Raw genomic sequence first — 22,117 nt, forward strand, 5'->3', positions numbered from 1 at the left:
CTCTCACTCCAAGCGCATTGACGCAACTCACTTACATGATTACATAGATGTTAAATCATGAAAGCGAAAGGCTGTAATCATGGACGAGACAGTTCAAAAGGCAGCGGCTCAGATCGCGAACGCGCGCAACGGCGTGCCGCAGATCAAGGCGTTCTTCGACGAGCCCACCTTCACCGCCAGCTATGTGGTGCATGACCCCGAGACTCGGGCGGCAGCAATCATCGATAGCGTGCTCGACTACGACGCGGCATCGGGAAGGACCTCGTTCGCTTCGGCCGATGCGATCATCGCCTATGTTCACGAGCATGACCTTGCGGTCGAATGGTTGCTGGAAACCCATGCTCATGCCGACCATCTTTCGGCCGCGCCCTATATTCAGGGAAAGGTCGGCGGAAAGCTCTCTATCGGCCGGGCAATCCTTCAGGTGCAGGAGATCTTCGGCAAGATCTTCAACGAAGGCACCGAGTTCGCGCGCGACGGATCGCAATTCGATCGCCTGTTCGAGGATGGCGACCAGTTCACCATCGGCAATCTCCAAGCGACCGTGCTGCATGTGCCTGGCCATACGCCGGCGGACCTTGCCTACGTGATCGGCGACGCGGCGTTTGTCGGCGACACGCTGTTCATGCCCGACTACGGCACCGCGCGCGCGGACTTTCCGGGCGGCGACGCACGCACGCTGTTCCGCTCGATCCGACGGCTGCTGACCATTCCTCCCGAAACACGCCTGTTCCTGTGTCATGACTATAAGGCGCCAGGCCGCGATCGCTTCGCCTGGGAAACGACCGTTGCCGCCCAGCGGGCCGGTAACGTCCACGTTCATGACGGGGCCGAGGAAGAGGCGTTCGTCGCCATGCGCGAGGCGCGCGACGCCACGCTCGACATGCCCAAGCTCATCCTGCCGTCGATCCAGGTGAACATGCGCGGTGGCAGACTGCCCGAGCCTGAGGACAACGGCACGCGCTACCTCAAGATTCCGCTGGATGCCGTTTGATGGGCACGCTGTTTCCCGACGCCATGCCGCTGACGGGTTTCCTCGGCGGGCTGATGATCGGCGTCGCCGGGGCGATCATGCTGCTCGGGCTTGGCAGGATCGCTGGGGTCAGCGGTATGGCTGCGACCTCTATCGGGGTTGGTGAGCGAGGGTCGGATCGCAAGCTGGCGCTGGCCTTCATTATCGGCCTTCCGCTCGGCGCGGCGCTGATCTCGCTCACCGGTCCCTTGCGGATCGCCTTCCCGGACTCGACCGCGCTTTTGATAGCCGGCGGGCTTCTTGTGGGGTTCGGCACACGGCTCGGCAGCGGCTGCACCAGCGGACATGGGGTCTGCGGGTTGTCGCGCCTGTCGCCGCGCTCGCTCGTGGCGACCGGCCTGTTCATGACGGCGGGCTTCGCCACGGTGGCCATCATGCGCGCATCGGGGACGCTCTGACCATGCGGATGCTCATCGCACTTGCCGCCGGCCTCCTGTTCGGCGCCGGCCTCGCCATATCCGGATTGGCGGACCCGTCCCGCGTAACTGCCTTCCTCGACCTGTTCGGTGCATGGGACCCGACCCTCGCTTTCGTCATGGCCGGCGCGATCCTGCCGATGGCCGTTGCATGGCAGGTCCAGCGCCGCGCGCGGCGGGCCTTGTCGGGCGATGCCTTCTGCGTGCCGGAAACGACCAGACTCGACGCACGACTTGCGATCGGGGCGCTGCTCTTTGGCGTGGGGTGGGGGCTTACCGGCATCTGCCCCGGCCCGGCCGTCGCCAATTTGGGGCTCGCGCCGGTCGCGGTGCTTCCGTTCCTGATCGCAATGGCAGGCGGGATGCTTCTCCACCGGCTCTGGGCGAACCGTCGACCATCCTCGAAGGCCGGCAACTGAAAGGCGCGTCTGATGGAAAAGGTCATTCCGATCGGCGAAGGCTTCGCGATCACAAGCCAACTCGACCCTGAGGATCTGAGGGCGGCGGCCGCGGCGGGATTTCGCTCCGTCATCTCCAATCGGCCAGACGATGAGGAGCCCGGCCAACCGAGCGCCGCCGAAATCGAGCAAGCGGCCGCGGCGGCGGGCCTCGCCTTCGCTCACCTGCCAGTCTCAAGCCGCGACATCGCGCTTGAGGATGCGCGCGCGATGCGCGGTGCGCTGGATCGGCTCCCCGGCCCCATTCTCGCCTATTGCCGCACGGGCGCACGCTCCCAGGCCATGCACACGGCCGCGACGTCATTGAATAGTCAGGCGAAGCGCTATGACGTGGTGATCGTTGGCGGCGGCAGCGCGGGGATCGCTTGCGCCGCCAGCATCCTCAAGCGGAGGCCGGACATCTCGCTCGCCATCATAGAGCCGTCCGAAACCCATTACTATCAACCAGGCTGGACGCTCGTGGGCGCCGGCGTGTTTCAACCCGAGGCGACGCGCCGTCCGATGGCGAGCGTGATCCCCAAGGGGGCCGAATGGCTGCGTCAGGAAGCGCTCGCGCTTCATCCTGATGAGCAAGCGGTCGAATTGGCCGACGGTTCGCGCATCGCCTATCGCGGGCTAGTCGTCGCGGCCGGCATCAAGCTCGACTGGAACGCCATCCCCGGCCTCGCCGGGACGCTCGGCGAACATGGCGTGACCTCCAACTATCGCTACGATCTCGCGCCCTATACGCGCGATCTTGTTCAAACACTGAGGAACGGCGTTGCGCTGTTCACGCAGCCGCCCATGCCGATCAAATGCGCGGGCGCACCGCAAAAGGCCATGTATCTCTCCTGCCATGCCTGGGAGCGCGAAGATTGCCTCGGCGCGATCGACGTCGAGTTCCACAACGCCGGCGCGGCGTTGTTCGGTGTCGCCGACTATGTGCCGGCACTCATGCGCTACATCGAGCGTTACGGCATCGATCTTCGACTCGGCTCGACGCTGATTGAGGTTGATGGACCCGGACGCCGCGCGGTCTTTCGGCAAGGGGCCGGCGAACGATCACAAACCTGCGAACGCCGCTTCGACATGCTTCACGCGGTGCCGCCGCAAGTCGCGCCGGACTTCATTGCGAACAGCGCCCTCGCCGACGCCACCGGCTTCGTGGCGGTCGATCCCGCGACGCTTGCCCATCCGCGCTGGCCCAACGTGTTTGCGCTGGGCGATGTCGCCGGCACAAGCAATGCCAAGACCGCCGCCGCCGCGCGCAAGCAGGCCCCCGTCGTCGCGGTCAATCTCCTGGCCGTGCTCGATAGCACGCTGCCCTGGGCGACCTATGACGGCTATGGCTCCTGCCCTCTGACCGTCGAGCGGGGCAGGATCGTGCTGGCGGAGTTCGGCTATGGCGGCAAGCTCCTGCCGAGCTTCCCGTCCTGGCTGCTCGACGGACGCAGGCCGACCCGCCGGGCTTGGTTCCTCAAGGACCGTCTGCTCCCGCCCATCTATTGGCGCGGCATGCTCAAGGGCCGCGAATGGCTGGCGGCGCCCGGTCGCCGCGACGACGAGCAATGACCCTCGAGCCCGTTCAATATGTCCTGGGGCTCGTCTCGGGCGGGCTGGTGGGCTTGAGCCTCGGCCTGGTCGGCGGCGGCGGCTCGATCCTCGCCGTTCCCCTGATGGTCTATCTGGTCGGCGTGCCAAGCCCTCATGTCGCGATCGGAACCAGCGCACTCGCGGTCGCCGCCAATGCGGCCACCGGCCTCGCCAACCATGCCTGGGCGCGCAACGTCAAATGGCGCTGCGGCGGCATGTTCGCTGGCGGTGGCATCGCGGGCGCGCTCGCCGGCTCAACGCTCGGCAAGATGGTCGATGGCGAAAAGCTGCTGTTCCTGTTCGCGCTGGTCATGCTGCTGGTCGGCGGGTTTATGCTCAAAGGGCGCGGCAATCCCGGCGATCCGGGTGCCGAATGCAACCGTGAGAAGGCCCCGAAAGTGATCGGCTACGGCCTGGGCTCCGGGCTGTTCTCCGGCTTTTTCGGCATCGGCGGTGGCTTCCTGATCGTGCCGGGCCTGGTCGCCTCCACCGGCATGCCGATCCTGCTTGCGGTCGGCACGTCGCTGGTCGCGGTTACGGCCTTCGGCCTCACCACGGCCGCCAACTACGCCTTTTCCGGGCTCATCGACTGGCCGCTCGCGGCTCTTTTCATCGCCGGCGGCGCGGTCGGCAGCTTCGCCGGCACGCTCTTCGCCCGGCGTCTCGGTGCCACCACGGGCCGCCTCACCACCGTCTTTGCAACCCTGATCTTCGCCGTCGCCGCCTACATGCTGTGGCGGAGCGGCGCGGCCCTTTTCACCTGAAAGGAACCACAATGACCCTGCATATTGGCGACACCGCTCCCGACTTCACCGTCGATACCCAGGTCGGCCCGATCAGCTTCCATGAATGGGCCGGCGATAGCTGGGTGTTCTTCTTCAGCCACCCGGCCGACTTCACGCCGGTCTGCACGACCGAGATGGGCCGCACCGCCCAACTCGCCCAGGCGTTCGAGAGCCGCAATACCAAGCCGCTCGGCCTTTCGACCGATACAGCGGAAGAACATCGCAAATGGATCGACGACGTTAACGACACGCAGAAGACCGATCTGCGCTTCCCGATCGTCGCGGATGCCAACCTCGCCATCGCGCGTATGTATGACATGATCCACCCGGAGCAGAGCGAGACCGCAGCGGTGCGCTCGGTCTTCATCATCGATCCGGCCAAGAAAATCCGGCTCACGATGACCTACCCGATGAGCGTCGGCCGCAACTTCGATGAGGTCCTCCGGGTGATCGACGCGCTCCAGCTCGGCGACGCGCGCCGCATCGCGACGCCGGCCGACTGGATGCCCGGTAAAGAGGTCATCATCCCGCCGTCGATCAGCGACGAGGAAGCACGCGGCCTGTTTCCCCAAGGCTGGACCGAGCACCGTGCCTATCTGCGGACCACGATGGTCGATTGACGAGCGTGCAAACGCCGCGTGTCTGCGCGCCGGTGGGACGCTTTGCCTAATGTAAAGCGTCCCGCCCACGCATCAGGAGCAGGCGGAGGAGACAGTTTCCGATGTTCGAGTCGTTCGACGCCCTGCTGTTGGCGCGGTTGCAATTTGCGTTCACCGTCAGCTTTCACTTCATCTTCCCGGCTTTCTCGATCGGTCTGGCCAGCTTCCTGATGGTGCTGGAGGCGTTGTGGCTGAAAACCGGCAAAGGCGTTTATGCCAACCTCTACCGCTACTGGCTGAAAATCTTCGCCATCACCTTTGCGATGGGCGTCGTGTCCGGGATCGTCATGTCCTACCAGTTCGGCACCAACTGGTCGGTCTTCTCGGACAAGGCCGGGCCGGTGATCGGACCCTTGATGGCCTATGAGGTCCTGACCGCCTTCTTCCTCGAAGCCGGCTTCCTCGGCGTCATGCTGTTCGGCATCAACAAGGTGGGGCGCAAGCTGCACTTCGCGGCGACCTGCATGGTCGCGCTCGGCACGTTCATCTCGGCCTTCTGGATTCTCTCGGTCAATAGCTGGATGCAGACCCCGACCGGCTTCGAGATGGGCGCGAACGGCCAGTTCCTCCCCGGCCCGAGCTGGTGGGCGATCGTCTTCAACCCAAGCTTTCCCTATCGGCTCGTCCACACCGTCATCGCCGCCTATCTAACCACCGCCTTCGTGGTCGGCGCGGTAGGCGCGTGGCATCTGCTCCGCGACCGCGCCAATCCCGGCGCTCGCAAGATGTTCTCGATGGCGATGTGGATGGCGGCGATCGTTGCGCCGATCCAGATTTTCGTCGGCGACCTTCATGGTCTAAATACGCTGGAGCATCAGCCGGCCAAGGTCATGGCGATGGAGGGCCACTATCAAAGCCATCCCGACGGCGCGCCGCTGATCCTGTTCGGTATTCCCAATAGCGCCGAGCGGCGGGTGGACTACGCGGTCGAGATTCCCAAGGCTTCCTCGCTGATCCTCAAGCACGATCCCGACGCCCCGCTCGACGGGCTCGACACGATTGCCGAGGAAGACAGGCCGCCAGTCGGCATCGTCTTCTGGGCGTTCCGCATCATGGTCGCGATGGGGCTTGCGATGCTCGGCCTCGGCCTGTGGAGCCTCGCCGCGCGGGTGCGCCGCCGGCTTTACGACTGGACTTGCCTGCACCGCGCCGCGGTCGTGATGGGACCGTCGGGTTTCGTCGCGGTCCTGGCGGGATGGATTACCACCGAGGTCGGACGCCAGCCCTGGACGATCTATGGCCTGTTGCGCACCGCCGAATCCGCCGCGCCGCTCGATGCGCCCGCGGTCGCGGCGTCGCTCATCGCCTTCATCATCGTCTATTTCGCGGTCTTTGGAGCAGGCACGCTGTATATCCTCAAGCTCATGGCCAAGCCGCCCGAGCCGCACGAGGACCCCGTGCCGGTCCACGGGCCGGTGCGGACCGCCGGCATCACGCCCGCGCCCGCGATCGATGGTGGGGATCAATGATCGACCTCACCATCATCTGGGCCTTCATCATCGCCTTCGCGGTCTCCGCTTATGTGGTGATGGACGGGTTCGATCTCGGCATCGGCATCCTGTTCCCCCGCTTCAAGGTGGGCAGGGAGCGCGACATGGCGATGAACAGCATCGCGCCGGTGTGGGACGGCAACGAGACCTGGCTGGTCATGGGCGGGGGCGGCTTGCTCGCTGCCTTTCCGCTGGCCTATGCGATCGTGCTGCCGGCGCTCTACGCCCCGCTGATCGCGATGCTGCTCGGTCTGGTGTTTCGCGGTGTCGCCTTCGAGTTCCGCTGGCGTGACCCGGCGCATCGCCACTTCTGGGATGTATCCTTCTGCGCGGGATCGATCATTGCCGCCCTGTCGCAGGGGATCGTGCTCGGCGCGCTGCTCCAGGGGATCGCCGTCGAGGGACGCGCCTATGCCGGCGGATGGTGGGATTGGCTCACCCCCTTTTCGCTGGCGACAGGAGCGAGCGTGGTGGTCGGCTACGCCTTGCTCGGCGCAAGCTGGCTGATCTGGAAAACCGACGGGCCGCTGCATGAACAGGCGCGGCGCATGGCGCGGCCTCTCTTGCTCGGCCTGCTCCTCGCCATCGCGCTCGTCAGCGCCTGGACGCCGTTTCTCGAAGCGCAATATTACCGGCGCTGGTTCGAGTGGCCCGGCGTGCTGGCGGCCGCGCAGATGCCGCTGATGGTCACGGTCGTTGCGATCTTCACCTGGCGAGCGATCGGAAAGGGGCGCGACTGGTTGCCCTTCCTGCTCGCGCTCGCGCTGTTCGGCCTTACGATGATCGGGCTCGGCATCTCGATCTGGCCGGACGTCGTGCCGGGCGCCGTCACCATCTGGGAGGCCGCCGCGCCGGAACGCAGCCAAGTCTTCATGCTGATCGGCGCCGGCATCCTCATTCCGATCATCCTCGCCTACACGGTGTGGGCCTATTGGGTATTCCGGGGAAAGATCGATGAAGCTGGATACCACTGACAAGGGCGGCCCCCTGTGGCGGCGGCTGCTCTGGTTCGCCGCCATCTGGCTCGGCAGCGTAACCGTCCTTGCGGCGGCCGCCTTCGCCATCCGGCTGGTGCTCAAACAGTAAGCGTAAGGAGAGCGATATGAAGGACGACTTGACAAGCGCATCTGACGACGGCGCATTGACCGCCTCGGATTGGGCCGGCGCCTCGGGCGAACGCTGGCTGGCCAATCTCGATAGTCTGGAGCGGATGATCGAGCCGATAGGGACCGCGCTGCTTTCCCATGCCGGCTACAGGCAAGGCGAGAGCGTCGTCGATATTGGCTGCGGCGGCGGATGGACAACGCGGCAGATCGCCAGGGCGGTCGGCCCGGAGGGCGGGGTCGTAGGGGTCGATATCTCGCCGGTTCTCATCGGAGCGGCGCGCGAGCGCGCGCGGGACGAGGAAATCGCGAACATCGCCTTTGAGGTCGCCGACGCCGCGAGCGTTATGCCGGCCGGGGCGCCATTCGACCGGCTGTTCTCTCGCTTCGGCTCGATGTTCTTCGCCGTTCCCTATGCCGCTTTCGCCAATCTGCGCCGCATGCTGGTGAACGGCGGCCGGCTCGATATCGCCGTCTGGGCGCCGCCGGGCGAGAACCCCTGGTTCACCGCCATGATGAGCGTGCTCGCGCGGCACGTCGAGCTTCCGCCGCCAGTGCCGCGCGCGCCCGGCCCCTTTGCGCTTGGCGAAACCGACTATGTGCGCGACCTGCTGGGCAATGCCGGCTTCGATGAGCCCGATATCATCGCGTGGGAAGGAACCCAATATATCGGCGGGCGGGGGAACGGGGCGGAGGAAGCCGCGTCCTTCACGCTGGAGTCCCTGCATATCGGCGATCTCATCAAGAATCTCGATCCTTCCGGACAGGCGGCCGTCCGGGACGATCTGATCCGCATGTTCGCAGGGCGGGAAACGCCCGAGGGCGTCGGCTTGCCGTCGAAAGCCCTGTTCGTCACAGCCTATGCCGGGAGGACGGCGTGATGACCCGGCGCGAGACGGGGATCGCCCTGGTCGCCGCCGCGCTGGCGGCCGCCGGGACGACGAGCGCCAGCGCGCAATCGGCGCCGGACCCCCGCCATCCGGTGATCGCCGGGTTCGGGACCATCACGCCGATGCCGGGAACGGCCGGCCAACCCGACCCCTCTCTTGCTTACAGGGTCGTGTTCGACGTGACGGAAGGAGCAGAAAAGCCGGACCAATCCAATCCCGGCCTCGATAAGGTTGCGCGGTTCGTGAACTTGCTTGGTTCCGCCGGCATCCGCACGGAGCGCGGAGACTTGGTAGCGGTGGTGCATGGGCCGGCAACCATGTCCGTCCTGGGCGACGCGGCCTATCGAGCGCGCTACGGGCATGACAATCCGAATACGCCGTTGATCGCGGCCCTGGCGGAGGCGGGCGTGGACATCCGCGTTTGTGGCCAGGCACTGGCGCGGCAGGGCATCGAGCGGCAGTCGGTATCGCGGCAAGTGACCGTCGATCTTTCCGCGATGACCACGCTAGCGACGTTGCAGCTCAAGGGATGGTCGCTGATCCGTTGAGGAATGGGCGCCTGCTGCATCGCGGGCGTCGCTGCTAAGCCAGCCTTAAGCTGCGCGGCCGATGGCGCCATGATGCACGGCTCCATGAACATCGTCGGCCCGGCGCCGGCCACGCCCACGTTGTCGCTCGGATCGCTCAAGGCCCTCGCGCTCGGGGTGATTCTGGCGATCCTGCTCATTGCTGTCCCATCGACGGCCGCGCAAGGCAGCCAGCATATCGACGCATCCATTCATGCCTCGACCGAGACGCCCAGGCCGGGGGCGACGAGTCGCATCGCCATCCGCATGACGCCCGAGTCCGGCTGGCACGGATACTGGATCAATCCGGGCGATTCCGGCCTGCCGGTGGAGGCGGTATGGCGCGCACCCCAAGGCGTGCGGATCGGGGAGCTGCAACACCCCGCACCGACTCTGCTCGAACTGGCCGGGCTTGCCAGCTACGTCCATAAGGGCGCCTTCACCCTGCTCGCCGATCTCGACGTGCCGCCATCGATCCCACGAGGGACGCGGCTTCCGATCGAAGTCGATCTCAACTGGCTCGCTTGCTCGGACACGCTGTGCGTGCCCGAGCGCGCCACGCTCCGGCTCGACCTTGCTACAGGCGACGGCGCGGCAGGCAGCAGTCGCGCGCTGGTTTCCGCCGCCGAGGCCGCATTGCCGCGTCCGGGCGCGGCGCGCATCGCGATCGCGCGGCAGGGGGCGAACTGGACTTTCGACGTGACTGGCGCGCAAGGACTCGATCCATCCAGCGCGCGCCTCTTTCCGGGTGACGCGGGATGGTTCGATGCCGCCACGCCTCAACGCGCGACGAGAGGGCAAGGCGGCGCGATCCAGATCACCGTTCCGGCGTCGGGCTCCGCGCCGCCCGGCGACTTTTCCGGCGTCGTGACCGATGGGCGCAGAAGCTTTGTCCTGGGCGGTTCACCGACACCTGCACCGGCCTCGGCGAGTGGTCCAGTCGCCGAGGCCGAAGAAGCGCCTGCGCCCATTCCCGGTCCGACGGCGAAGGTCGAGACGATCGATCCATTGATCGACACCGCGTCGTCCACGCCTTCACAAGAACCCGGCAACGGCTCGCCGCTGCGGTTCGCGCTGATCGGCGCGATCCTTGGCGGCCTTTTGCTCAACCTGATGCCGTGCGTGTTCCCGATCCTCTCGCTGAAAGCGCTCAGTCTGGCCAAGTCGGGGATCGATCGACGCACGGCCAAGGTGGAGGGTGTCGCCTACTTCGCGGGCAGCGTCGCCACGACCACGCTTCTGGGTGCGATCCTGATCGGCGCGCGGGCGCTGGGCCACGACATCGGCTGGTCGTTCCAGTTACAGGACCCCCGCATCATCTTGGTTCTGATGCTGCTGTCGCTCGCCATCGCTCTCAACCTTGCGGGCCTGTTTGAAATCCGCGGCATTTCGCTCGCCGGTGGGCGGTTGGCACAGCCGGGCTGGAGCGGCGCGTTCGGCACCGGCGCGCTCGCGGCAATCATCGCCACCCCTTGCAGCGGGCCGTTCCTGGGCGTTGCGCTCGGCGCCGCGCTCGTGCTGCCGGCACCCGCCACGCTGGCGGTTTTCGCCGGGCTTGGCATCGGCATGGCGCTGCCCTTCCTGGCGATCGCCTTCGTTCCCGCCTTGCAGCGCATTTTGCCCCGACCTGGAAAATGGATGGAAACGTTTCGCCGCGTGCTGGCCATTCCCATGCTGCTCACCGCGATCGGCCTCGCCTGGGTGCTTGGCCGTCAGAGCGGCGTGGACGGCATGGGCTTCGGCCTCCTGCTCGCGGGCCTCGCGGGCATCGGGCTATGGTGGACGGGCCAGCGTCAGGCAGGCGGCCGCACGGCGGGGCCGGCGCTGATCCCGGTGTTGGCGTCGGTTCTTGTCGTCTTCGCCATCCAGATGTCCGTTCCCTCGACCGCCGGCAGTCAGGCCGCCGCCACGGTTTCGGCGGGCCGGGCGGAACCGTTCAGCGAAGCACGGCTGGCCGAACTGCGAACGGCGGGAACGCCGGTATTCGTCGACATGACCGCCGATTGGTGCCTGATCTGCCAAGTCAACAAGCGCGTCGCCATCGACCGTGATGACACCCAAGCCGCCTTCGCCCAGGCCGGCGTCGTCACCCTGGTCGGCGACTGGACGCGCGGCGATCCCGCCATCACGCGCTTCCTGGCCTCGCGGGGCCGAAACTCCGTTCCCTATTATCTGTTCGTCACGCGCGGCGGCAAGGAGCGCGAGCTGCCGCAGATACTGTCAAGCGGGCTGCTGGTCGAACAGGCGTCGACCTCGTGATCCGCATCCGAGCGGCGATCTTCGCCCTCGGCGCGATCTCGGCACTCGGCTTTGAACCCTGGTCGCTCTGGCCGGTTACGCTGGTGAGCCTGACTCTGCTGCTCCGCCACGCGGGCGGCGCGCGATCGTGGCGGCAGGCGGCAGGCGCCGGATGGTGGTTCGGCCTTGGCCTGGGCTGCGCCAGCCTGACCTGGCTGGCGCATGCCTTCACCTTTCAGGCAGCGATGCCTCAATGGCTTGGATGGCCCGCGGTGGCGTTGCTGGCGGCCTACACCGCCGGCTATTGGGCGCTGTCGCTCGGCGCGGCTTCTGCTGTCTCGCGAACCAGCGGACCGGCCGGCTTCGCCCTTGCCAGCGCCGCCACCTTCATCCTGGCCGAATGGCTACGCGGCGTCCTGTTAACCGGCTTCCCGTGGAATCCGCTGGGCGTCATCTGGCTACCGCTCGGTGAGATGGCTCGAAGCGCGGCGGTGATCGGCGCGCTCGGGCTATCGGGCGTGACCATAGCGATCGCGGGGCTGCTCGCGGCCATCACGCGGCGCGATGGTGTGACTGCGATGCTTCTGGCGCCCGCGGTAGTCGTCCTCACGCTCGCATTGGCTGGTCCCCGATCCGCACCCGACACGGATGTGCCAATCCGTCTCGTGCAGGGGAATATCGATCAGGCCGACAAATGGCGGCCGGGTCAAGCGATGGCGCAGGTCGAACGCTATCGCAGCCTCAGCGGTCCGCCTGGAACGACAGCAACACCGCGGCTCGTATTCTGGCCGGAAGCGGCGATCATCGAGCCGCTCGATGCCGATCCCGTGCTGCGATCGCGAGCGGCATCGGTTCTGGGTCCTCGAGACCTGCTGTTCACCGGCGCGACCGGCGAAGCTGGAGACGGCCGCTATACCAACAGTGTCTTCGTCCTCGACGCCGCCGGACGCCTTCTCGGCCGTTACGACAAGGCGCAGCTCGTGCCCTTCGGCGAATATCTGCCGTTCGCAGGGTTGCTGGAGCGGCTCGGTGCCGCCCGACTAGTGCCGGGCGAGGCGGACTTCGTTCCAGGACCTGGCCCGCAAACGCTCGATATCGACGGCCTCAGGCTGGGCATATCCATCTGCTACGAGATCGTATTCCCATCAACCGTGATTGATCGATCGCACCGGCCGGCGTTCCTTTTCAATCCGTCCAACGACGCCTGGTTCGGCAAGGGGGGTCCCGAACAGCATCTCGCCCAGGCGCGCATGCGTGCGATCGAGCAAGGATTGCCGGTCATTCGCGCCACATCGACGGGCCGCACGGCTGTCATTCGCGCTGATGGCACTATCGCGGCCAGCCTGCCGGCGCATGAAGCCGCGCGGCTCGATACCGTCCTGCCAGCGTCCAACCCGGCCACCATTTTCAGCCGTTGGGGTTCGGTCCCGCAGATGGGCGCGGCCATCGTCATGCTCGCCACGCTGCTTCTCCGGCGTCAGCAGCACGGCCGAGCGAGTCGTCGTCGCCTGTGACGACGCCTGAATCGCGTTCGCCCAGGCCGGCATCCTTATCGTGTTTGCCGATCCCGTCGAGTTTGAGTGGCGTCTGGGTGGTCGAACGTATGCTGCGCGGATCGAACGGCTTCGATCAGGTGCTGGCGGGACTTCGCAAAACCCTGTCTGCGCCACAGCGCAGCCGGGCTGAGGATGGCGCGCCTTGGCGAACAAGTGGCGGATATTTTTTCGCGGTGCAGCATCTCATAAGCCAGCCTTAAGCTGAGCCGTCTTTTCCCGATCTCGCGGGAGGACGAACGATGCTCACCAATTCACCTCTGTTTGGGAACCAAGCCCGATGATGGCGCTCGTGCGCGTCGCTCTGACGCGACCGCTGACCTTCATCGTCATGGCCGTGCTCATTTTCGGCCTGGGAATCCTGTCCGTTCTTCGGATGCCGGTCGATATCTTCCCGCGCATCGGGGTGCCGGTGATCGCGACCGCATGGACATATAATGGGCTGTCCCCCGAGGACATGGCCGGGAGGATCATCAATCCTTTTGAACGCGTGCTGACCACGACCGTCAACGACATCGACCGGATTGAAAGCCAGTCGATGAACGGCGTCGGCGTCGTGCGAATCTACTTTCAGCCCGGCGCGGATATCCGCACCGCGACCGCGCAGGTGACGTCGATCTCGCAGACGGTTTTGCGTCAGCTCCCGCCGGGCATCACGCCGCCCCTGATCGTGAACTACGACGCATCGACCGTGCCGATCGTGCAGCTCGCACTATCGGGCGAAGGACTGAGCGAACAGCAGCTCTACGATCTCGGCGTCAACCAGATCCGCCCGCAACTCATCACCGTTCCCGGCGTCGCCATGCCTTTCCCATTCGGCGGGAAGCAGCGCCAGATTCAGATCGACATCGATCCCGAGGCGCTGCGGGCTCGCGGCTTGTCCGCTGGCGACGTCGCGGCCGCGATTGCCGCGCAAACCCAGATCGCCCCGGCCGGTTTCGCCAAGGTCGGCGGTCTGCAATATACCGTCAGGCTCAACAACGCGCCGGGCTCGGTCGAACAGTTGAACAATCTGCCGGTTCGCGTGGTGGACGGCGCAACCATCACCATGCGCGACATCGCTCAAGTCCGCGACGGCGCCCCGCCGCAAATGAACATCGTCCAAGTCGAAGGTCAGCGCTCGGTCCTGATGACCGTCCTGAAAAGCGGCGCGGCTTCGACCATCGATATCGTCGATACGGTTCGCGGCCGTATCCCCCAGATACTCGAAGGTCTTCCCGAAACCCTGCGGGTCCAGCTTATCGGCGACCAGTCGGTTCTCGTGAAGGCCGCCGTCTCCACCGTGGCCCACGAGGGCATCCTGGCAGCGGTGCTGACGTCGTTGATGATCCTCCTGTTCCTGGGATCGTGGCGATCGACGATCATCATCGTGACCACGATTCCCCTGGCCATCCTCGCCGCATTGCTGGCTCTCGGCGCGACAGGCCAAACGATCAACATCATGACGCTGAGCGGGCTGGCCCTGGCCATCGGCATATTGGTCGACGACGCGATGGTCACGATCGAGAACATCAACTGGCATCTGGAGAAAGGAAAGCCGGTGCTGCGCTCGATCATGGACGGCGCCGCGCAGATCGTGACGCCGGCCTTCGTGATCGTGACCTGCATCTGTATCGTGTTCGTGCCGATGTTCTTCCTGCCGGGCGTCGCGGGCTATCTGTTCGTGCCGCTGGCGCTGGCGGTCATCTTCTCCATGATCGCCTCGTTCATCCTGTCTCGCACGCTCATTCCGACGATGGCGATGTATCTGTTGCGTCCGCACCGGGAAGGCGAGGAGGCGGAGCGGGCTCGCTCGCGCAATCCGCTTGTCCGGTTCCAGCACCGATTTTCGGCGGGCTTCGACCGGCAGAAGGACCGCTTCGAGCAAATGCTGGCCCGCGTAATGTCCGCGCGCCGCATCTTCATCCCGGCCTTCCTCGGCGCGATGGTGGCGTCGCTGCTGCTGATTCCCACGCTTGGCCGCGATTTCTTTCCCACGGTCGATTCGGGTCAAATCACCCTGCATGTGCGTGCGCCGGCAGGCACGCGTATCGAGGACAGCACGGCGCTGATATCGCGGGTGCAGGCGCGCGTGCGTGAATTGATTCCCGCCGAGCAGGTCGAATCGATGGTCGCCAATGTCGGCCTGTCTTCCGCGCCGCTCAACATCATCTACAACAATTCCGGCACGGTGGGTCCGAACGAAGGGGACATCCTTATCTCGCTCGGCCGGGATCGCACCGCGACCGGCGCGCATGTGGCGACCTTGCGGCGCGAACTGCCCTTGAGCTTTCCGGGTGTCGACTTCTCCTTTCTGCCCGCCGATATCACCAGCCAGATTCTCAATTTCGGCTCGCCTGCGCCGATCGACATCCAGGTGCGCGGCCGCAATCTCGCGGCCAACGAGACTTACGCGCAGGAGCTTCTTAAGCGCATCCGCGCTGTCCCCGGCCTGGCTGACGCCCGCATCCAGCAGTCCTCGCGCGCGCCGCAGCTCAACATTGACATCGATCGTTCGCGGATCGCGCAATATGGCCTCAACCAGCGGGACGTCACCACCAGCGTCGCAACGGCCCTGGCGGGCACGCAGCAGTCAGCACCCGTCTATTGGCTCAATCCCGAGAACGGAATCTCCTATCCCGTCGTGGCGCAGGTTCCCGAGCTGGACGTCAGCACCATCTCCGCCTTGGAAGCGCTGCCGGTTTCACCGACAGGCGCGAGCGAAGCGCAAACGCTTGGCGGCTTGGGCGCAATCACCCGCGATACGACCGTCAACGTGGCGAGCCGGTGGAACATCCAGCCCGTCGTCAACATCTATGCTACGCCTCAGGCGCGCGATCTGGGTGCCGTGGCCGGCGACATCCAGCGTATCATCGCAGAGATGGACGCCGAGCGTCCGGCAGGCGTGACCGTCACGCTCGCTGGGCAATATGAGACGATGAACCACGCCTTCTCCGGGCTCGCGTTCGGGCTCATCGGCGCAATCATCCTCATCTACCTCGTGATCGTCGTGAACTTCCAGAGTTGGATCGACCCGCTGGTCATCATCGGCGCTCTACCGGCCGCCTTCGCGGGCATCGTCTGGATGCTGTTCGTCACGGGGACGACCATCTCCGTGCCCGCCCTGACCGGCGCGATCATGTGCATGGGCGTCGCGACGGCGAACTCGATCCTCGTCGTCAGCTTTGCGCGAGAACGACTGGCCGAGACCGGCGACGCGACCCGTGCCGCAATCGAAGCGGCGGTGGTCCGCTTCCGCCCCGTGCTGATGACCGCGCTTGCGATCATCATCGGCATGACCCCCATAGCGCTCGGCATCGGCGAAGGCGCCGAGCAGAACGCCCCGCTCGGCCGCGCCGTCATCGGTGGCCTGTTCTTCGCGACGGTGGCGACGCTGCTGCTCGTGCCCGCCCTGTTCAGCATCGCCCATCGCAAGGGCGCACCGTCCTCACCTGCAAGGGAGCTTGAACTCCAGCATGTCTGATCCAACCCCAAGGAAACGAACCGGCCTTTACCTCGGCGCGGCCGGTCTCGTAATCGCCGCTCTCGTTGGCGGGGGCCTCGCCTCTCGTAGCATGGCCGAACGCGAACAGGCCGCCATCGCGGCGGAGAACGCGCTGCCGACCGTCAGCGTGATCCAGCCCCGCGCCTCCGAGGCGGGAGAGATCGTTCTGCCAGGCAGCCTCGACCCATATAATCGCGCGGCGATCAATGCCCGCGTGAGCGGCTATGTGCGTGAATGGCGCGCGGATATCGGCGACCGGGTGCGGCGCGGACAAACGCTCGCCATTCTCGATGCGCCGGAGATCGACCAACAGCTCGCGCAGGCCCAGGCGACCTATCAGACCGCGGCCGCCGATCGCGGGTTGGCCGAGACGACAGCGGCGCGCTGGAACAACCTGCTCGAAAAGGATGCTGTGTCCCGGCAGGAAGCCGATGAGCGCCAAGGGCAGTTCGCCGCTGCCGATGCGCGCGCGCGTGCCGCTCGGGCGGATGTCGGCCGGCTGAGGGCGCTGACCGGATTCACGCGGCTGACAGCTCCCTTTGATGGCGTCGTCACCAGCCGTTCGGCCCAGCTCGGCGCCCTGGTGCAGACGGGCGCACCGGGAGCGGAACCGTTGTTCACCGTCGCCGACGTCAGCCGTCTGCGCCTCTATGTGCGCGTGCCGCAGGCCCTGTCCGGACGGCTGGCGCGCGGCATGCGAGCGACATTCACCGTGCCTGAAAGACCGGGAGAGGTGTTCGAGGCCACCTTGTCCCGTCTCGCCGATGCGGTGGACCGCCAGTCCGGCGCCATGCTGGTCGAGTTTCTGGTCGACAACAGCGATCGGCGCCTCAGGCCCGGCGGCTACGCGGAGGTGCGGGTGTCCATGCCCGGCGGCGCTGGAACGTTCCAGGTGCCGGCAAGCGCCCTCATTCTCGGTTCCGACGGCGCGCGCGTCGCCGTGGTCGATGGTCAGGGCCAGGTCGCGCTTCGCGAGGTCGCGGTGGGTCGCGACCAGGGAGCGACCATCGAAATTCTGTCAGGGTTGCGCCCAACCGACCGTATCGTCCAGACGCCGCCCGATGCGCTGGCAACCGGCGACAGGGTTCGCGTCGTCCCCGCACGGCAACCGGCGGCTCCGAATGCGCAGCGCTAGGATCGTCCTCGTCGCCGCTTTCGGCCTCGGCGGTTGCGCCACCCTGCCGCCGATGCAGACGCCGGCGATCGAGACCCCCGCGAGTTTTCGCCATATGGACGGATGGACGACGGCCACGCCCGGCGATCATCTCGATCGCGGTGAATGGTGGCGCGGTTTCGCGGACCCGGTGCTCGATGAACTGATCGCGCGGGTGGATGAACGGACCCCGACGCTCGCCGCTGCGCTTGCGCGTTACGACCGGGCGCTGGCAGCGGCTCGGCTCGACCGATCCGACCAGTTGCCCAACGTGGACCTGGCAGGCAGCGCCTCGCGCGAACGGCTTTCAGCCGGGCGTCCCATCGGACCTGGCGAGCCCATAATCGCGAACCAGATTATCTTCGGTGTCGGCCTCGACTATGAGCTGGACCTGTGGGGCCGGGTCCGTAACAGCGTGCGCGCGAGCACGGCGGACGCCCAAGCGCAGGAGGCCGCATTGCGTTCGGCGCGGCTCAGCCTTCAAGCATCGGTTGCCGACCTGTATGTTCGACTTCGCGCCGTCGATGCGGAGCAGATGCTGCTGACCCGCACCGTGGCCGCCTATGCGCGCGCCGATGAACTGATACGCACGCGCCACGAAGGCGGCATTGCCTCAGGAGTGGACCGAAGCCGATCGATGGCCCAACTCGCCGATGCCCGCGCGCGCTCTGAAGCGTTACGGGCGCAGCGCGCGGCGATCGAGCACCGGATTGCCGCACTGGTGGGTGAGAGCGCGTCCAGTTTCGCCATAGCCCCCGCGCAACAGAACTTGGCGCTACCTGACCTGCCGCCGTCCTTGCCGTCCGAACTGCTTCAGCGTCGTCCCGACATCGCCGAGGCGCAGCGACGCCTGGTCGCCGCCAATGCGAGGATCGGCGTCGCTCGGGCCGCCTTTTATCCGCGCATAAGCCTCGGCCTCGGGGCGGGCTATCAGGCCGTCGAGGCACCGATCATCAGCGCGGATACCGGCTTCTGGGCGCTTGGGCCGATCAGCACGATCTTCAATCTGTTCGATGGTGGCGGACGCCGAGCGCGTCTCGCCATCAGCCGGGCGAACTATGAAGAACTCGCGGCGGACTATCGCCAGACCGTGCTGGACGCCTTTCAGGAGGTGGAGGATGGCCTGTCCCGCATGGATGCCCTGGCCGGTCAGAATCGCGAGCAGCGCATCGCCGCCGAAGCGGCGGCCCGCGCGGAGAATCTTGCGCTCGAACGGTATCGTGATGGCGCGGCGGACTATCTGGAAGTGACGACCGCGCAAACGGCTGCACTCGCCGCACAGCGCGCCAGCATCACGGTCGACTATGATCGCGCCCGAACGGCGATAGCCTTGATCCGTGCCCTGGGAGGTGCAACCCCAGACGATACATGACAGAAAAGCGCCGCCTTTCACGACGAGAGCTGCTGCAAATCGGCGGCGTGGTCGCCATCGGTTATGGTGTCAGCGTTGTTCTGAGCGCCACCGCACCCCTCGGAATCGATGTCTCGACAAACGCTATCGCTCAGGGTCTCGTGCTTGATCCCGGTGGCCCCATCGAAGGCCCTGAACACGCGGATCTGCGCGTCGTGGTATTTACCGACTATCAATGCCCGGCCTGTCGCCGGGCGGCGCCGGAACTCGATGGCGCGATGCGTGACGACGGCCGCACCCAGGTAGCCTACAAGGACTGGCCGATCTTCGGCGACGTGTCCGAGCAGGCGGCGCAGGTGGCGCTAGCAAGCGAACCTCAAGGACTCTACTTCAAAATTCATCATGCGCTCATGCGCGAGCATCGGGCGCTCACAGAGCCGGTGCTGCGTGCGATTGTCGAGCGCGAGGGCGGCGATTGGACTCGCCTCGCTAGCGACCTTCAAGCAGGGCAGACCAGAATCCAGACCGCCTTGGCGCGAACCGCTACCCAAGCCTTCGCTCTTGGCATCTCTGGCACGCCCGCATTTCTGATCGGGCCATTGCTGGTGAAGGGCGCGCTAAGCCGTTCCGAGTTTGCAAAGGCGTTTTCGGATGCCAGAGCCAAACTCTCCCGCTGATACAAGGCTCCTAGCAGAGCGGAGTAAATGTCCGCGATAACGGGATCGCTGGCTACCTCGTCATGCCGTCCTTTCCCGTTCTGTGGTTCACCAGCGTCCCCATTGAGAGGCAATCCTTCCGCGCGGCGCATAAATGTTCCAGCCGAGGGCTCCGGCTAGACCGGCCACGCCGATCCCGCCGAATGGCCGGATCAGCGCGGCCGGATGCATCGGATCAAGCTGCAAGCGCCATATCGGCGTTTTCGGCCTCGCCCGCGCCGGCAAGGAAGCGCGCAAGCGCCGCCTTCCGTGACCGTCGATCGAGAGCGTAGTGCGTGTGCGATAGCTCCGCGCCGTCTAAGAGCGCTTGGATGTAGCCTGACACCGTATCTGCCGCCATGACCAGCGCAGCATCTAGCGTGTGGATATAGCGGCTTGTGATCGAACCTGAGGCATGGCCGAGCAGCGCCGCAATGGTGATCTCGGTGAAGCCGAGATCGTTGGCGATGCTGGCGAAGCTATGGCGCAAGACGTGGGCGGTGACGCTCTCCAACTCAGTATCGGCGAAGATTTTCTCCCAGTGCCGTGGAAAGCTTCCGAACGGCCCGTCCGGGTTTCTCTCGCCCGGAAACACATAAGGGCTGTCGCCGTCCATGTTCCGCTCGTCGAAATACTCGACGATCGGTAGACCCATCGGGCGAACGGACTGACCTTCCTTTGTATCCTCGAACCGGAAGGCACTCCCCATCGTATCGATTTCCGTTTTCTTCGCTTCGATTATCTCGCCGCGACGGCACCCCGACATTGCAATCAGTCGAATCATGTCGACGGTTCGCGTATAGCGTTCGTCCTCAGCAGCTTTGGCGAGGATGCGGCCCAGCGTCCGATACTCGTCCTCGTTCAGTCGTCGCTTCCGCACCACATCCTTCGGCTTGCGAACACCATGCGCGGGATTGATCTCGATGATGCCCAGCTCATCCCGCGCATAGCTGAAAATGCCGCCCAGCAGCCCGACCGTCCGGCTCGCGGCACCGAGGCCACCCCGGACGATCGACTTGCCACGCAACTTCTTGGTCTTCTCCGTAGCGCGGGTCTTGCCGGCCATGATGTCCTTCATCATCGCCGTCACGTCCGCCTTCGTGACATGCGTGACGCGCTTCGAGCCGAGGAGCGGAATGATATGGCGCGTAATCCGGCCGAGATCGGTGATCTTGGTGCTGGCCTTCTTGGGGCGACCGCCCTTGCCGAGAATCCGGCCGGCTTCAAGTTCCGCCGTATATAACTCGCAAAGCTCCTTCACCGAGATCGCCTTGCGAACGCTGTTCCGATCTTCGAGCGGATCGTTGCCCTTGGCGACTTCGGCCAGCGCCTGAATCGCCAGCGTCCGCGCCTGTTCGGCGGTGACGGTGCCGTGGCGACCGAGTTTCATCCGACGCCGAACATTGTTAGCGTTTCGGTAATCGACGAAGTAGGTTCGTGTTCCTGAGGGCAGCACGAACACGCCAAAGCCTTTCAAATCGCTGCACCAAACGGTATATTGCCGGTCCCGTTGCTCGGCCTTGTCGACGACGGTTTTCGTCAGTTTTGGCATATGCACCTCGCTAGAGCGGGCTCAGAAAACTCACCAAAAACTCACCAGCAGATCGAAAACTGTGGGGGTTTTTTGCGTAGTCTGGAATACCCTTCGTGTCAAGAAAACACTGTATAAACAGTGAGTTATCGTGCTCTAGCGTTGACTTGAAAAGCCTAGCGTAGCGTTGTAGTTCTAGCTCCGAAGGCAGAGGTCACAGGTTCGAATCCTGTCGGGTGCGCCAGCCTTTCAATGGCTTAGGTCAGCGCCACTCGCTCCCACCACGGGGCAGCTTGCACGCGCTGAATCGAGGAACACCCTCAACGCTTGAGTGATCAGCCCATCGCACAGCAGATGAGCATCGTGCTGACCGTGACAGGCACCGATGGAAAACAAATGCTGGATTTCATGGCGTGGTGGGAACACTTCCGCATTGCCCGCGACAAAGTTCAGCAATGTCGAACGCACCAGTTTCGCCGGCTGAAGGGGACATGAGAGGTGCCCAAATCGCTGATGGGGTTTTCTTCACAACTCAAGCCGCTTAAACGCGAGCCATGAAGATCACGCCCTTGCGCATTCCCGACATAAAGCTCGTAACGCCGCACCAGATCGGCGACGAGCGTGGCTACTTCGCCGAAATCTTCCGTGCCGACGTCTTTGCGAAGGCCTGCGGCCACTGGACCTTTGTCCAGGATAACGAATCCCGGAGTGCGAAGGCCGGCACCGTCCGCGGCCTTCATTTTCAGAGCGAACCAAGTGCGCAGGGCAAACTGGTACGTTGCACTGCCGGAGCCCTTTTCGATGTAGCTGTGGACATCCGGCGCGGTTCGCCCACGTTCGGCGAATGGGTCGGCGAAACACTTACGCCGACCAACGGCAGGCAACTCTGGCTGCCTCCGGGCTTTGCACACGGCTTCTGCTCGCTCGAACCAGATACCGTAATCTGCTACAAGGTCACCAGCTACTATAGCGCTGAATGCGACAAGGGTTTGGCCTGGGATGATCCGGCAGTAGGAGTGACTTGGCCCGAGGCTATCGACCCTTCGACCCTTTCTGCCAAAGATCGTACTCAGCCGCGTCTCGGCGATCTTCCTGAGTACTTTGCTTTTTAAATACATATAGATACGGGAGTAACTCCTT

At 65.1% G+C, this 22,117-nt stretch carries 20 protein-coding genes; 19 read left to right on the top strand and 1 reads right to left on the bottom strand.

Annotated elements, in window-relative coordinates; all coding sequences use genetic code 11:
• Positions 1-79 precede the first annotated feature (79 nt).
• From AEB_RS02225 to AEB_RS02305, 17 genes are all read left to right on the top strand, one after another.
• Positions 80-994 (top strand): MBL fold metallo-hydrolase, encoded by a 915-nt coding sequence (locus AEB_RS02225; RefSeq protein ID WP_119081718.1) that lies wholly within the window; start codon positions 80-82, stop codon positions 992-994.
• Positions 994-1,431: a YeeE/YedE family protein gene (locus AEB_RS02230; RefSeq protein ID WP_119081720.1), complete on the top strand. Its 438-nt coding sequence runs from the start codon at positions 994-996 to the stop codon at positions 1,429-1,431. Before AEB_RS02225 ends, AEB_RS02230 begins: the two co-directional genes overlap by 1 nt.
• Positions 1,432-1,433: 2 nt before the next feature.
• Entirely contained in the window at positions 1,434-1,868 is a 435-nt protein-coding gene (locus AEB_RS02235; RefSeq protein WP_119081721.1) for a DUF6691 family protein, read from the top strand.
• A 12-nt stretch (positions 1,869-1,880) separates the two neighbouring features.
• Positions 1,881-3,458, top strand: coding sequence for a bifunctional protein tyrosine phosphatase family protein/NAD(P)/FAD-dependent oxidoreductase (locus tag AEB_RS02240; RefSeq protein WP_119081723.1), 1,578 nt, complete (start codon positions 1,881-1,883; stop codon positions 3,456-3,458).
• The gene (locus tag AEB_RS02245; protein WP_119081724.1) at positions 3,455-4,243 is read left to right on the top strand and encodes a sulfite exporter TauE/SafE family protein; all 789 of its coding nucleotides are present in this window, start codon (positions 3,455-3,457) and stop codon (positions 4,241-4,243) included. Before AEB_RS02240 ends, AEB_RS02245 begins: the two co-directional genes overlap by 4 nt.
• 11 nt (positions 4,244-4,254) lie before the next feature.
• A complete protein-coding gene (locus AEB_RS02250) occupies positions 4,255-4,884 on the top strand; it encodes a peroxiredoxin (RefSeq protein ID WP_119081726.1) in 630 nt (209 codons plus the stop codon).
• Positions 4,885-4,985: 101 nt separating this feature from the next.
• Positions 4,986-6,392 (top strand): cytochrome ubiquinol oxidase subunit I, encoded by a 1,407-nt coding sequence (locus AEB_RS02255; RefSeq protein ID WP_119081727.1) that lies wholly within the window; start codon positions 4,986-4,988, stop codon positions 6,390-6,392.
• On the top strand, positions 6,389-7,387 hold the full coding sequence (gene cydB, locus AEB_RS02260) for a cytochrome d ubiquinol oxidase subunit II (protein ID WP_119081729.1): 999 nt from the start codon (positions 6,389-6,391) through the stop codon (positions 7,385-7,387). Before AEB_RS02255 ends, cydB begins: the two co-directional genes overlap by 4 nt.
• The gene (locus AEB_RS02265) at positions 7,368-7,499 is read left to right on the top strand and encodes a DUF2474 family protein (protein ID WP_119081731.1); all 132 of its coding nucleotides are present in this window, start codon (positions 7,368-7,370) and stop codon (positions 7,497-7,499) included. Before cydB ends, AEB_RS02265 begins: the two co-directional genes overlap by 20 nt.
• A gap of 16 nt (positions 7,500-7,515) precedes the next feature.
• Positions 7,516-8,397 carry a class I SAM-dependent methyltransferase gene (locus AEB_RS02270; RefSeq protein WP_119081732.1) on the top strand — a complete coding sequence of 294 codons (882 nt, stop codon included), beginning with the start codon at positions 7,516-7,518 and terminating at the stop codon, positions 8,395-8,397.
• Positions 8,397-8,954, top strand: a complete 558-nt coding sequence (locus AEB_RS02275; RefSeq protein WP_119081734.1) for a DsrE family protein — start codon at positions 8,397-8,399, stop codon at positions 8,952-8,954. Before AEB_RS02270 ends, AEB_RS02275 begins: the two co-directional genes overlap by 1 nt.
• 84 nt (positions 8,955-9,038) lie before the next feature.
• A complete protein-coding gene (locus AEB_RS02280; RefSeq protein WP_231958863.1) occupies positions 9,039-11,231 on the top strand; it encodes a protein-disulfide reductase DsbD family protein in 2,193 nt (730 codons plus the stop codon).
• A complete protein-coding gene (gene lnt, locus AEB_RS02285) occupies positions 11,228-12,724 on the top strand; it encodes an apolipoprotein N-acyltransferase (protein WP_119081738.1) in 1,497 nt (498 codons plus the stop codon). Before AEB_RS02280 ends, lnt begins: the two co-directional genes overlap by 4 nt.
• A 319-nt stretch (positions 12,725-13,043) precedes the next feature.
• Positions 13,044-16,226, top strand: coding sequence for an efflux RND transporter permease subunit (locus tag AEB_RS02290; RefSeq protein WP_119081740.1), 3,183 nt, complete (start codon positions 13,044-13,046; stop codon positions 16,224-16,226).
• A gap of 91 nt (positions 16,227-16,317) precedes the next feature.
• Positions 16,318-17,382, top strand: a complete 1,065-nt coding sequence (locus AEB_RS02295) for an efflux RND transporter periplasmic adaptor subunit (protein WP_231725692.1) — start codon at positions 16,318-16,320, stop codon at positions 17,380-17,382.
• Complete coding sequence (locus tag AEB_RS02300) at positions 17,309-18,772, top strand: efflux transporter outer membrane subunit (RefSeq protein WP_231958864.1); 1,464 nt, start codon at positions 17,309-17,311, stop codon at positions 18,770-18,772. Before AEB_RS02295 ends, AEB_RS02300 begins: the two co-directional genes overlap by 74 nt.
• On the top strand, positions 18,769-19,428 hold the full coding sequence (locus tag AEB_RS02305; protein ID WP_119081744.1) for a DsbA family protein: 660 nt from the start codon (positions 18,769-18,771) through the stop codon (positions 19,426-19,428). Before AEB_RS02300 ends, AEB_RS02305 begins: the two co-directional genes overlap by 4 nt.
• Positions 19,429-19,642: 214 nt before the next feature.
• Here the strand turns inward: AEB_RS02305 and AEB_RS02310 are convergent, their stop codons facing one another.
• Positions 19,643-20,998, bottom strand: a complete 1,356-nt coding sequence (locus tag AEB_RS02310) for a tyrosine-type recombinase/integrase (RefSeq protein WP_119081745.1) — start codon at positions 20,996-20,998, stop codon at positions 19,643-19,645.
• A 306-nt stretch (positions 20,999-21,304) separates the two neighbouring features.
• On the opposite strand from AEB_RS02310, the gene AEB_RS18115 reads away from it, so the two are divergent.
• On the top strand, positions 21,305-21,472 hold the full coding sequence (locus AEB_RS18115; protein WP_172592978.1) for a hypothetical protein: 168 nt from the start codon (positions 21,305-21,307) through the stop codon (positions 21,470-21,472).
• A 59-nt stretch (positions 21,473-21,531) separates the two neighbouring features.
• Positions 21,532-22,089 carry a dTDP-4-dehydrorhamnose 3,5-epimerase gene (gene rfbC, locus AEB_RS02315; RefSeq protein ID WP_119081747.1) on the top strand — a complete coding sequence of 186 codons (558 nt, stop codon included), beginning with the start codon at positions 21,532-21,534 and terminating at the stop codon, positions 22,087-22,089.
• Positions 22,090-22,117: the final 28 nt, after the last annotated feature.

This window comes from Altererythrobacter sp. B11, assembly GCF_003569745.1.
Lineage (GTDB): Bacteria > Pseudomonadota > Alphaproteobacteria > Sphingomonadales > Sphingomonadaceae > Croceibacterium_C.

Excerpts from the sequence above, each read along its gene's own strand:
- AEB_RS02255 (WP_119081727.1), top strand. The coding sequence starts at position 4,986 with ATGTTCGAGTCGTTCGACGCCCTGCTGTTGGCGCGGTTGCAATTTGCG.
- AEB_RS02280 (WP_231958863.1), top strand. The coding sequence starts at position 9,039 with ATGAACATCGTCGGCCCGGCGCCGGCCACGCCCACGTTGTCGCTCGGA.
- AEB_RS02300 (WP_231958864.1), top strand. The coding sequence starts at position 17,309 with ATGCGCTGGCAACCGGCGACAGGGTTCGCGTCGTCCCCGCACGGCAAC.
- AEB_RS02230 (WP_119081720.1), top strand. The coding sequence starts at position 994 with ATGGGCACGCTGTTTCCCGACGCCATGCCGCTGACGGGTTTCCTCGGC.
- AEB_RS02310 (WP_119081745.1), bottom strand. The coding sequence starts at position 20,998 with ATGCCAAAACTGACGAAAACCGTCGTCGACAAGGCCGAGCAACGGGAC.
- AEB_RS02235 (WP_119081721.1), top strand. The coding sequence starts at position 1,434 with ATGCGGATGCTCATCGCACTTGCCGCCGGCCTCCTGTTCGGCGCCGGC.
- AEB_RS02305 (WP_119081744.1), top strand. The coding sequence starts at position 18,769 with ATGACAGAAAAGCGCCGCCTTTCACGACGAGAGCTGCTGCAAATCGGC.
- AEB_RS02245 (WP_119081724.1), top strand. The coding sequence starts at position 3,455 with ATGACCCTCGAGCCCGTTCAATATGTCCTGGGGCTCGTCTCGGGCGGG.
- AEB_RS02240 (WP_119081723.1), top strand. The coding sequence starts at position 1,881 with ATGGAAAAGGTCATTCCGATCGGCGAAGGCTTCGCGATCACAAGCCAA.
- AEB_RS02225 (WP_119081718.1), top strand. The coding sequence starts at position 80 with ATGGACGAGACAGTTCAAAAGGCAGCGGCTCAGATCGCGAACGCGCGC.
- AEB_RS02290 (WP_119081740.1), top strand. The coding sequence starts at position 13,044 with ATGATGGCGCTCGTGCGCGTCGCTCTGACGCGACCGCTGACCTTCATC.
- AEB_RS02270 (WP_119081732.1), top strand. The coding sequence starts at position 7,516 with ATGAAGGACGACTTGACAAGCGCATCTGACGACGGCGCATTGACCGCC.
- AEB_RS02250 (WP_119081726.1), top strand. The coding sequence starts at position 4,255 with ATGACCCTGCATATTGGCGACACCGCTCCCGACTTCACCGTCGATACC.
- rfbC (WP_119081747.1), top strand. The coding sequence starts at position 21,532 with ATGAAGATCACGCCCTTGCGCATTCCCGACATAAAGCTCGTAACGCCG.
- AEB_RS02265 (WP_119081731.1), top strand. The coding sequence starts at position 7,368 with ATGAAGCTGGATACCACTGACAAGGGCGGCCCCCTGTGGCGGCGGCTG.
- AEB_RS02295 (WP_231725692.1), top strand. The coding sequence starts at position 16,318 with ATGGCCGAACGCGAACAGGCCGCCATCGCGGCGGAGAACGCGCTGCCG.
- AEB_RS02275 (WP_119081734.1), top strand. The coding sequence starts at position 8,397 with ATGACCCGGCGCGAGACGGGGATCGCCCTGGTCGCCGCCGCGCTGGCG.
- cydB (WP_119081729.1), top strand. The coding sequence starts at position 6,389 with ATGATCGACCTCACCATCATCTGGGCCTTCATCATCGCCTTCGCGGTC.